Here is a 1,360-nt window from a genome sequence, read left to right on the forward strand (position 1 = left end):
GACCCCAAGACCAACCAGGTGGTCGTCACCGCCGACCGCACCGTCTCCCAGGCCGAGTGGACCAAGCTCACCAAGGTCGTGGACGGCCTCGGGGAAAAGGCAGAACTCAAGCGCACCAAGGGGGAGTTCAAGCTGGCCATCGCGGGCGGCGACAAAATCACCGGTCCCGTCACCGGTGGCACCGTCTTCTGCTCCCTGGGGTTCAACGTGGTCAAGGACGGCCAGCCGTACTTCATCACGGCCGGCCACTGCACCAACGAAACCTCCGACTGGTTTGACGCCGGTCAGGAGCTCGGCTTCACCGAGGAGTCCAGCTTCCCCGACAATGACTTCGGCCTGGTCAAGTACAGCGAGAACGCGGACCACCCGAGCGAGGTGAACCTCTACAACGGCTCGACCCAGACAATCACCAAGGCGGGCGACGCCATCATCGGCCAGGAGGTGACCCGCAGCGGCACCACGACCCAGGTGCACAGCGGCACGGTCACCAACACGGACGCGACCGTGAACTACGACACCGGTGACACCGTCAACGGGCTCATCGAGGCCGACGTCTGCGCCGACCACGGTGACAGCGGTGGCCCACTGTTCTCCGGTGACACCGCGATCGGTCTCACCTCCGGCATCAACGGTAACTGCACCTCCGGCGGGGTGACGTTCTTCCAGCCGGTCACGGAAGCCCTCAGCGCCGTCGGTGCGCAGATCGGCTGACATTCGCTTCCTGCTAAGGGAAGGGGCCCGCCCCACGGCCTGGTCACGGGGCGGGCCCCCTCGCGCGTCCGGCCCCTCGCCGTGCACGGGGCCGGGCTGGCCCTCGGGTGGCTGACCGGGCCGCGCACGGCTGTGACCTGCGATGGTCGGGCTCGTGGCCTCGGGGCCTGGGTCGGCGCGCAGCGCGCCGGCTGGAGCACGTTGGTGCCGGCGCAGCAGTGGCTGCTGGAGAGTGTTGGGGTCGACCCTGACGAGGCGGAGCCGGCGCGGCCGGCGATGCGGTCGCAGGCTGGGCCGAGCTGAGGCCGGTGGTGTGCGGAGCAGGGAGTCATCGAAAAATATCTGGCGACGCGGTCGTGGGGGGTGTGGGAGAGCGCCGAGAGCCAGGTGACCGCGCGGCGCATCCAGGCCGGTTGAGCCCTTGAGGGCCTTGCCGTCCACGGCGATGACCTGCCGCGACCGGGCTGCGGGCACGTCCGCGGACCCGGTGATGCGGTGCCGGTCGGCCAAGTAGGCGCACACCGCCTGCCCAGAGCCTCACCGTCAAGTGCCTGAGAAGCTGTTGTCTTTCCGGACTTGAGGACTGCGTTTCCGCTGGTCGGGCATAGGGTCGGCGATCTCGTGGGAGTTGTGGCCTGTCGTGCTGTCG

Annotated in this window: 1 protein-coding gene; it reads left to right on the forward strand. The window is 68.6% G+C overall.

The window, feature by feature from the left end; translation table 11 throughout:
* Positions 1-711: S1 family peptidase (locus tag ABZZ74_RS54210; protein WP_356951454.1), on the forward strand; the 711-nt coding region annotated here is incomplete at its 5' end.
* Between the last annotated feature and the right edge of the window lie 649 nt (positions 712-1,360).

Origin of the sequence: Streptomyces sp. NPDC006476, assembly GCF_040612015.1 — a bacterium.
Classification (GTDB): Bacteria; Actinomycetota; Actinomycetes; order Streptomycetales; family Streptomycetaceae; genus Streptomyces; species Streptomyces griseorubiginosus_B.